The sequence below is a fragment of the Kitasatospora sp. NPDC059817 genome, from assembly GCF_042731835.1.
Classification (GTDB): domain Bacteria; phylum Actinomycetota; class Actinomycetes; order Streptomycetales; family Streptomycetaceae; genus Kitasatospora.
This window is the reverse complement of the sequence record NZ_JBHWIR010000130.1, coordinates 3891-11950: the sequence shown is the minus strand read 5'-3', so window position 1 is coordinate 11950 and position 8060 is coordinate 3891. Positions and strand designations below refer to the sequence as shown.

The 8060-nt window shown below is 68.6% G+C and carries 9 protein-coding genes; 6 read left to right on the top strand and 3 right to left on the bottom strand.

Annotated features, from left to right (window positions below; genetic code table 11):
* The coding region (locus tag ACFV61_RS24895) for a hypothetical protein (RefSeq protein WP_380493952.1) at positions 1–250 on the bottom strand (250 nt) is incomplete at its 3' end.
* A gap of 61 nt (positions 251–311) precedes the next feature.
* Here ACFV61_RS24895 and ACFV61_RS24890 point away from each other — a divergent pair.
* Complete coding sequence (locus tag ACFV61_RS24890) at positions 312–1142, top strand: glycosyltransferase family 2 protein (protein WP_380493964.1); 831 nt, start codon at positions 312–314, stop codon at positions 1140–1142.
* A 646-nt stretch (positions 1143–1788) separates the two neighbouring features.
* On the opposite strand, the gene ACFV61_RS24885 is transcribed toward ACFV61_RS24890, so the two are convergent.
* Positions 1789–2607 (bottom strand): class I SAM-dependent methyltransferase, encoded by an 819-nt coding sequence (locus ACFV61_RS24885; protein WP_380493951.1) that lies wholly within the window; start codon positions 2605–2607, stop codon positions 1789–1791.
* A complete protein-coding gene (locus tag ACFV61_RS24880) occupies positions 2604–3917 on the bottom strand; it encodes a helix-turn-helix transcriptional regulator (protein ID WP_380493949.1) in 1314 nt (437 codons plus the stop codon). The genes ACFV61_RS24885 and ACFV61_RS24880 overlap by 4 nt, the downstream gene beginning before the upstream one ends.
* Positions 3918–4370: 453 nt before the next feature.
* Here ACFV61_RS24880 and ACFV61_RS24875 point away from each other — a divergent pair, with 453 nt between their 5' ends.
* The 5 genes from ACFV61_RS24875 (at position 4371) to ACFV61_RS24855 (ending at position 7994) form a co-directional block, all read left to right on the top strand.
* Positions 4371–4511 (top strand): hypothetical protein, encoded by a 141-nt coding sequence (locus tag ACFV61_RS24875; protein ID WP_380483734.1) that lies wholly within the window; start codon positions 4371–4373, stop codon positions 4509–4511.
* Positions 4512–4524: 13 nt separating this feature from the next.
* A complete protein-coding gene (locus ACFV61_RS24870) occupies positions 4525–5712 on the top strand; it encodes a cupin domain-containing protein (protein WP_380493947.1) in 1188 nt (395 codons plus the stop codon).
* Positions 5709–6605, top strand: a complete 897-nt coding sequence (locus tag ACFV61_RS24865) for an aldo/keto reductase (protein ID WP_380493945.1) — start codon at positions 5709–5711, stop codon at positions 6603–6605. The genes ACFV61_RS24870 and ACFV61_RS24865 overlap by 4 nt, the downstream gene beginning before the upstream one ends.
* A gap of 220 nt (positions 6606–6825) precedes the next feature.
* A complete protein-coding gene (locus ACFV61_RS24860; protein ID WP_380493943.1) occupies positions 6826–7422 on the top strand; it encodes a hypothetical protein in 597 nt (198 codons plus the stop codon).
* Complete coding sequence (locus ACFV61_RS24855) at positions 7419–7994, top strand: GNAT family N-acetyltransferase (RefSeq protein WP_380493941.1); 576 nt, start codon at positions 7419–7421, stop codon at positions 7992–7994. The genes ACFV61_RS24860 and ACFV61_RS24855 overlap by 4 nt, the downstream gene beginning before the upstream one ends.
* The last annotated feature ends 66 nt before the right edge of the window (positions 7995–8060 follow it).

Below are 8060 nucleotides of genomic sequence, written 5' to 3'. Positions count from 1 at the left end.
CCCGGGCCCCCCCCCCGCCCCCCCCTTCTGGTGCGTTTTCGCAGTTCGGAGACTGGTAGTACCAGGTGACGTCCGGTACCGACATGAGCGGCGAGTGTGGCAGGGTGGGCGGCGCGGCGAAGACCTCGGGCCGCATCCCGGCGATCCGGTTCAGTGTGGGCTGGTCCATGACCTGGTGGTCCGGTGGCATCCGCTTCTCGGCGAGTTCCCCGAGCGGCGCGGCGCCCGAGCGGTGCGTTCGTCGGGTCATGTGTGCTTCCTCGAAGGGATGAGTTTCGGTGGGCGTCAAGCTGGGCGTGGCGGTCCTGACCATGGGCACGCGGCCGAAGGAACTGGCCGCGCTGCTGGCCTCGGTGGAGATGCAGACCGTCAGGCCGGCGCGGACGGTGGTGGTCGCCCAGGGCTGCCCGTTGCCGGAGCTGCCGCCGTGGGTGGAGGGCGTCGAGCTGGCCGAGAACCTCGGGGTGACCGGTGGCCGGAACGTGGCGCTGGAGCACCTGCGCGACGTGGACGCGGTGATCGACCTGGACGACGACGGCCTGCTTGTCGCCGACGACGTGTTCGCGAGGATCGAGGCGCTGTACGAGGCGGACCCCGGGCTGGGCATCGTGTCCTTCCGGATCGCCGACGAGACCGGGCTTACCCAGCGCCGCCACGTTCCCCGGCTGCGGGCCGGCGATCCGATGCGCGGTGGCGAGGTGACCAGCTTCCTCGGCGGCGGCCATGGTCTGTCGACGAAGATGCTGCGGCAGGTCGGGGACTGGCCGGACGCGTTCTTCTTCGCGCACGAGGAGACCGACATGGCCTGGCGGGCACTCGACGCGGACTGGCGGGTGCTGTACGCACCGGAGCTGCTGCTGCAGCACCCTCGGACCAGCCCGACCCGCCACTCGTTCTTCTACCGGGTGAACGCCCGCAACCGCGTGTACCTCGCGCGCCGCCACCTGCCCGCGCTGCTGGTGCCGGTCTACCTCGGCGTGTGGGTCGCGCTCACGGTCGCCCGCACCCGGAACGCCACCGGGTTGAAGGCCTGGTTCTCGGGCTTCGCCGAGGGCTGGCGCACACCGTGCGGTCGGCGCAAGCCGATGCGCTGGCGCACGGTGTGGACCATGACCCGGCTCGGCCGGCCCCCGATCATCTAGGCCGCAGCCGCCCGGCGCATCCACTCCCCGGGAAACGACGGACCGGCCCCGGGCACCCGCCCGGGGCCGGTCCGTCGGCGGGGGGATCAGGCCGGCAGGACGGCCTCGATCGCGGCGGTCAGCTCGGCCGACTCCGGCTCGACCCGGGGCCGCAGGCGGGCGACGACGGTGTCGGCTCTTCTTCTTGAATGGCGATGACAACGTGAAGGTTCGTCATGAAATGACCAATGCGAGTAGACGCCGTGTCGACCGGGAGAAGGGGGCATGGCCGAGGGGAGCAAGCTGGAGGTGAAGGCCGGGGACCGCCTTCTGTCTAGCAAGTACGCAGCAGGCCGACGCCATGTAACACATCGTCATAGGCCGACGCCACAGCGGCTGCGATCAGCAGATCTGGACTGGCTCACATTATCGAGCCAGTAGGCGGGGCCACTTGGAAGTCTCTGCGCCGAGATTGGAAAGATGGATGCGGGAACCGCGTGGCTAGAGCTGCACAGCGGCAATCATCCTAATTTCATCCGAGACACAAAGAAGGCATATGAATGACTGCTCTTTCCGCCCCGGGGGAGGCCGGATGAGTCAGAGCAGTCATGATGGCGTGAGGAAATCACCTTGTCATTTTAGGCAGCGACCACCTCGCTTGGCCGTCTTACCGCCTGCAGGTCAGAATGCCACCGAGGCACGTGATCTTGAATGAGCCTTCTGTCTTGATGGCGGCGGCAGCGATCTCTGCTGCCCGACTGACCGTCTCGCGGAAAGGGACGCCGCATTGGTCAGCCCACGCTTCGTAGGAGGCGAGGTGGGAAACGATCGGCGCAGGATCGGTGATCTCGATGGCGCCAGGTAGTTCCCGCACCCGGATGTCCTTGAACGTTGTCCCGAGGTAGCCGGGGGCTTTCTCCAGGGAGAAGCGGGAGCTGAGGGAGACCCGCGCCGGCCCCTCGGGGATCCCGAGGATGTCGCCTGCGGCCCGGGCCCAGAGCCGGTCCAACTCCTGTTTATCGGTGTCGCTGTTGGTCGAGGCGATGAGCACACCGCCAGGTCGGAGGACGCGGGCCAGTTCCTTGATCGTGGCCTCGATGTCACCGACGTGGTACAGCATGTGCAGGGCCAACAAGGCGTCGGCGCTATTGTCGGCGAAGGGCAGGAACTGGGCGTCGGCCACCAGAACCGGCTTCTCGACGTCGGCGAGGATGCCCGCCGAGATGTCCATCCCGATGACCTGAAGGTCCGGACGGTCCTTGTGTAGGCGACTGACGAACTTGCCGTTGCCGCAGCCGACGTCGAGGACGATCCCGCTTGTGCCGGCCAGCTCTTCGAGGACGATCCCGGGCAGGTCGTAATGCGGTTGCTGCCACCGGTAGATGGACTGGCGGGCGGCCAAGTGGCGTCCGTCGGCGTAGGCGCTGTTCGCGAGGATGGACTTGTCGGCGACTGCGGCGTCCTGCTGTGCGGTGTTGCTCGTCACTGGGGCAGCTCCGGAGGATTCGTGAGTGCGGGTCGAGAGCAGGCTTCTCTGACATTCTCACGGAGACTCAGGACGATCGGGGAGCCTGCGTAGGCGGGCTCGGCAAGACGGACGCTCAGCGCCCGAAGGCGGCTGGAGATGCTCGCTGTTCGCCGGTCCGGTGCGGCGTCCAGCACCACCGAGAGCTTCTCCTGCACGCCGTCGAGGTCGCCGTGGGCGAGGTGGGCGTTGGCGAGGTCAAGGCGGGCGGCCAGCAGGTCACCGGAGGACTGTTCCTGCCGCGGTGCGGACTCGTACAGGTCGATGGCCCTGGAGGACGCCTCGATGGCGCGGTTCACATGCGACCGGGCGCCCAGGGCAAGGAGGGCGGTGCCGGCGTAGGTCCACTGCTTGGCCTCGGGAAACGTGAACACACCGGGAAGATCCACGGCGGCTACTGTGCTCCGCGCCGCCTCGGCAGCTTCCACGGCTCGTAGCGCGCTCGCGCTGTCTCCGAGCGCGGCGGTGGCCCGTGCTTCGAGACTGAGCAGACGAGCTGCGATCGTCCCGCTGTCCGCGTACGGCAGTCCGGCTCTGGCCAGCTCGGCGGCCTGGCGGTGGTCCTGCTGCCAGTAGGCGATCAGGGACTGGACGGATCGGATCCAGGCCCGGAGACCGTTGTGGCCGGCTGACTCCGCGCAACGCCAGGCCGTTCGCGAATGCGTAGCTGCGGCCGTGTACTGGCCGAGGTCGAGGGCGACATGAGTGGCCAGGCCGCAGAGGCGCCCGGCCTGTAGGTAGAGATGGCTTGTCTGGTACGGGTGTTGGCGGCCTCGGAGTAAGTCGAACACTCCTCGCCGGAGGGTCCCGATGTCGTGGAAGAGCTCGGACACCGGTTTGCTCACATAGTCCCCTGCCAGCCTCGCGATGTCCGCGTCGATCTGTTCGAGCAGCGTGTCATCCACGTTGGAGGCGCTCGCGAAGCGGAGGAAGAACGCGGACTCCGCCGAGTCGGTTGCCACGGCCATTACGAGATCGTTGTGGCGTTCCGTGCGCAGGTCAGGCACAGGAAGCGACGCTTCGCCGACGCTGCTGAGCGGTGGAACTGCTTTGGCGGCTGCAGGGGATGCTGCCAGCAGGTCGGCCAACTGGTCGACCGAGAGTTCCAGGGCGCGGGCGAGCTTCGGCCGCATCCAGGGCTGTGGGGCACCCCTGCCGCTCTCCCATCGCCCCACGGTCGTACGGTCCACATCAAGGGCTTCAGCCAGGGATTCCTGGGTGTGGCCGACCGCCTCCCTGCGCTGGATCAGCCGGGACCTCCTGGATGCCATCGCGCGTCCTCCAGAGGTACGTCAGTTCGTCTGCAGCCATAACAGGCCAGGTCATGCCCGCATTTGCAGCACGGATGCCTCATTTCCGCTTCAATTCTGCTCTGGTTCACCGGCGTTGGAGGCGGTTCTGTAGATACCTGCCGGGTGAATCCCGGCGCGAATCGGCCCGCTGCCGACCTCGTCCCGGTGAAAGGTCCGCACTCATGTCCGTCACCACTCGCCAAGCGGTCACCCCTGCCCCGTTCGGCTTTCGCGTGCTGCCGAGTGCCTGACAAGACCTCCTCCCGCCCCGACGCGGGCTTGGGGGGATGCAGGTGGCCGCGCTGGTCAACAGCCGTGCGGCACAAGCACCTGAGGTTCCTTGCCAGCGGCTTGTCCTGGCAACGGATCCATCGCTGCACCAACGACGGGGGTTGGGCAGCCGCCCGCCCCATGATCCTGAAGGAGTGCTTCATGCTCGAGAACCTGACGACCAGCACCGAGCCGGAGGGCGACGGCCTGCTGGTCGCCCGTACGAAGGTCGCCGCGGCCCGCTCGCGTGGCGAGCAGCCGTCGGACGGCGGCTCCACCGGCCGAACCGACACCAACGACTGACGGCTGTATCACGATGACCGCCGAGCACTTCTCGGTGGTTGAGCGTCTGGGCGGGGATGACTTCCTCGCCCAGACGCTCGGCCGCAGCTTCAAGGTCGCACGCGGCGAAGCCGCGTCGCTCGCCGGACTCATGAGTTGGGATGACCTCAACACCATCCTGACCCACCACCGGTTCGAACCGCCTCGCTTCCGCCTCGCCGCCAATGGGGAGCAGGTGCCCGCGCACACGTACTCCCGGCCGATCACCACCCGGCGGAGCACCGTCTGGTACCAGCTCCAGCCCTCCGAGCTGCACAAGAGGCTCGCCGAGGGTGCCACGCTGGTCCTGGACGCCGTCGAGGAACTTCACCCCGGCATCGGTGCTCTGGCCAGCCAGCTTGAGCGCCGGCTGCGAACCGGCGTGCAGGTCAACCTGTACGCCTCCTGGACCGGGATCGAGGGCTTCGGCGTCCACTGGGACGATCACGACGTGGTCGTCGTCCAGCTCGACGGCGCGAAGCGCTGGCGCATCTACGGTCCCACCCGCACGGTGCCGATGCACCGTGACGTCGAGACGCCCGAGCCGCCGCCCGAAGAGCCCGTCGCTGATCTGGTTCTCACCGCTGGCGATGTGCTCTATCTGCCTCGGGGCTGGTGGCACGCCGTCGCCGCCTCCGAGGGCCAGCACTCGCTGCACGTCACGTGCGGGCTGCAGAGCACGACGGGTGCCGACTTGATCACCTGGCTGTCGGAGATGTTGCGTGCCCACGAGACCGTCCGGGCGGACGTCCCGCGCTTCGGGGCCGCCGAGGAGCAGCGCGCCTTCCTCGACACAATCGGCAAGCTCATCGCGACCGAGCTGGAGAGCGACGACCTGATCGCCCGCTTCTCCTCCGCTCGCGACGCCACCGAGCGAGCCCGGCTCGTGCCGTCGCTGCCCCACATCATGGCGGCCCCGCCGGATGCCGACCTGCAGGTACGCCTGGTCACCACGCGGCCCGTGCTCAGGGCTCTGCCCGACGACACCGTCCGGTTGACCGCTGGCGGCGAGGAGTGGACGTTTGCCGCCAGGGCCGAGCCGATGCTCGCGCTCCTCGCCGATGGGGAACCTCACCGGCTGGCCGATCTCGCGCAGGCCGCGGGCGTTGCTCTCGGACAGGCGGCCGGTGTCGTGACGGAGCTGGTCGACGGCCAGGCCGCCGCGATCGGAGGCCTACGATGACCGCCCGGCTGGGCCTCGGCACCTACCGTTGCCTCGATGTGGCCGAGGCAGCGTTGATGGCCGCCTCCCGAGGTGCCGACTGGGTGGACACGGCGCCCAACTACGCAGGCGGCCGGGCGGAGGCGTCGCTCGCAGTGGCTCTGGCTGCCTACCCGAATCTGTGCGTCTCCACGAAGGTGGGCTTCGTCCCGGCCGGCACCAGGCACATCGGGGTACGAGCCGGTGCCCTGTCCGCGGCGGACGCCCAGCGCGGGTACTGCCTCACCCCGGACTACATCGCCTGGCAGCTCACGCGCTCCAAGCTCATGCTCAGCCGGGTACCCGACCTGGTGTTCGTCCACAACCCCGAGCACGCCTGCCCGGACGGCGAGATCACCGGCCGGCTCTACAACGCCTTCCTGGCTCTGGAGGAGGCGTGCAGCCAACAGATCATCAGCGCCTATGGTGTGGCGACCTGGCGCGGCTTCAGCAGCGGTCTCTTCGACGTACCCGCGCTGATCGAACTCGCGATCAAGGCCGGCGGGCCGAATCATCACCTGTGGGCCATCCAGCTCCCGGTCTCCCTTGTCCACCTCGCGCCCATCGCCCAGGCTCTCGACGGTCACGGCCCGTTGGCCGATGCCCTGGCTGCGGGGCTGGAGGTGTTCGCCTCCGCCCCGCTCCACGGCGGTGAGATCCCGGGCCTGGCCACTCCTGAACTGTCCGAGCTGATCGCCCCGGGCAAGACCAGTGCCGAGACCGCCCTCGCCGTCGTTGCTTCAGCCCCAGGGGTGAAGCGTGTACTCCTGTCGACGGGGAACCCGGAACACTGGATGGGGGCCGTCGAAGCTGTTGGCCGACCGCCGTTGTCTCCGGACGTACTCCGAAGGGTCGTTGATGTACTCGGAACCTGAGCCGGACACCGCCAGGCGGATGCGTGAGATGCACGCCGTAGCAGCAACCGTTTTCAACGCGAGGCCGATCGGCTCCCGCGAAGCGTGGGGCTGGCGTGGACGCACCCTCAGCCGCCCGGTTGCCACGGCGACCGGCGAGGGCTGGCTCCGCCTGGTGTCGGCCCCTGCCGACAAGGCCGGCGGAAAGCTCTGGGAGGGACCGCAGGAGGCGGAACGGCTCATGCCTCCTGCGGTACCCAGGCCACGCCTGCGGGAGCGGCGTACCTGGACCGAGGGCGAGCACGGCTACCTGGCGGAGCTGTACGACAAGATCACCGCCTCCACCATCGCCACCCACGAGCCGATCCTCCGGGAACCACCTGACCTGGACCACACCTGGTGGGACGGGCTCAGCACCGCCCTCGACGCCATCGCCGCCGTCCCCAGCGACCGGGTGGCGGTCCGGCAGGAATACCTGGACCGCGCCATGCCCCAGTACTTGGGCATCCCGATCGACACCAGGGTGCCTGCCTGGACGACGGCCCACGGTGACCTGCACTGGGCCAACCTCACGGGCCCGACCCTCACCGTCCTCGACTGGGAAGGCTGGGGCGTCGCGCCTGCCGGGTACGACGCGGCACTGTTGTACTCGTACAGCGTCCTCGTGCCGGACACCGCCGCCCAGGTCCGTCACCGAATCGCCCACATCCTCGACACGCCAGCCGGGCAGTTTGCCGAACTTGTCGTCATCACTGAACTGCTGCAGACCATTACTCGAGGCGACAACCTCGACCTGGAGGAGCCCCTGCGAAGGCGGCTCTCCGCGATCACCAGATGACTGGCCCTCGACCCCCCGGTCGAGGGCGGCGCGTTGGGCAGCCCTTGGGATATCCAACGCGCCAATGTGCTCCGCCCCAAGGGGCGAGGACCGGGGTAAGGATGACGGCGAAGGACGGCCCGAGGACCGAGTACGGCCTTGCTGTCACCCACCTCGGTGAGCATCGGCTGATCGGCTACGCCCGATTGGCCACCGAGCCGCAGCAGGCCGCCACCGTCGGCTTCGCCCTCCATCCCGCCGAGTGGGGCAAGGGCCTCGGCACGGCGACCGTCCATCTGCTGTGCGCGCTCGGCTTCGACGTCCTGGGAATGCACCGCATTTGGGCAGCCCGATCCCCGCTCAATGAGGCCTCCGCACGCACCCTACTGCGAGCGGGCATGACTGAGGACGGGCGGATCCGCGATCACGTCTTCGTCCACGGCGCCTGGCGTGACTCGATCACCTACTCGATCCTGGAGCACGAGTGGACACCGATGGAGGGTTGGGATCAGCAGCGCCAGTGGGTGATGCCGGCCGGGCCGGGAACGGAACGACGGACCGGCCCCGGGCGGGTTGCCCGGGCCCGGGCGTAGGGGGGTGGATAATGGCGGGCCGTCGGCATAGAAAGCCGCGGTGACCTCCGCCCCATCCCGCGAGAC

Coding starts and splice junctions, on each gene's coding strand:
- ACFV61_RS24890 (WP_380493964.1), top strand. CDS start 312: ATGGGCACGCGGCCGAAGGAACTGGCCGCGCTGCTGGCCTCGGTGGAG.
- ACFV61_RS24880 (WP_380493949.1), bottom strand. CDS start 3,917: ATGGCATCCAGGAGGTCCCGGCTGATCCAGCGCAGGGAGGCGGTCGGC.
- ACFV61_RS24875 (WP_380483734.1), top strand. CDS start 4,371: ATGCTCGAGAACCTGACGACCAGCACCGAGCCGGAGGGCGACGGCCTG.
- ACFV61_RS24870 (WP_380493947.1), top strand. CDS start 4,525: ATGACCGCCGAGCACTTCTCGGTGGTTGAGCGTCTGGGCGGGGATGAC.
- ACFV61_RS24865 (WP_380493945.1), top strand. CDS start 5,709: ATGACCGCCCGGCTGGGCCTCGGCACCTACCGTTGCCTCGATGTGGCC.
- ACFV61_RS24860 (WP_380493943.1), top strand. CDS start 6,826: ATGCCTCCTGCGGTACCCAGGCCACGCCTGCGGGAGCGGCGTACCTGG.
- ACFV61_RS24855 (WP_380493941.1), top strand. CDS start 7,419: ATGACTGGCCCTCGACCCCCCGGTCGAGGGCGGCGCGTTGGGCAGCCC.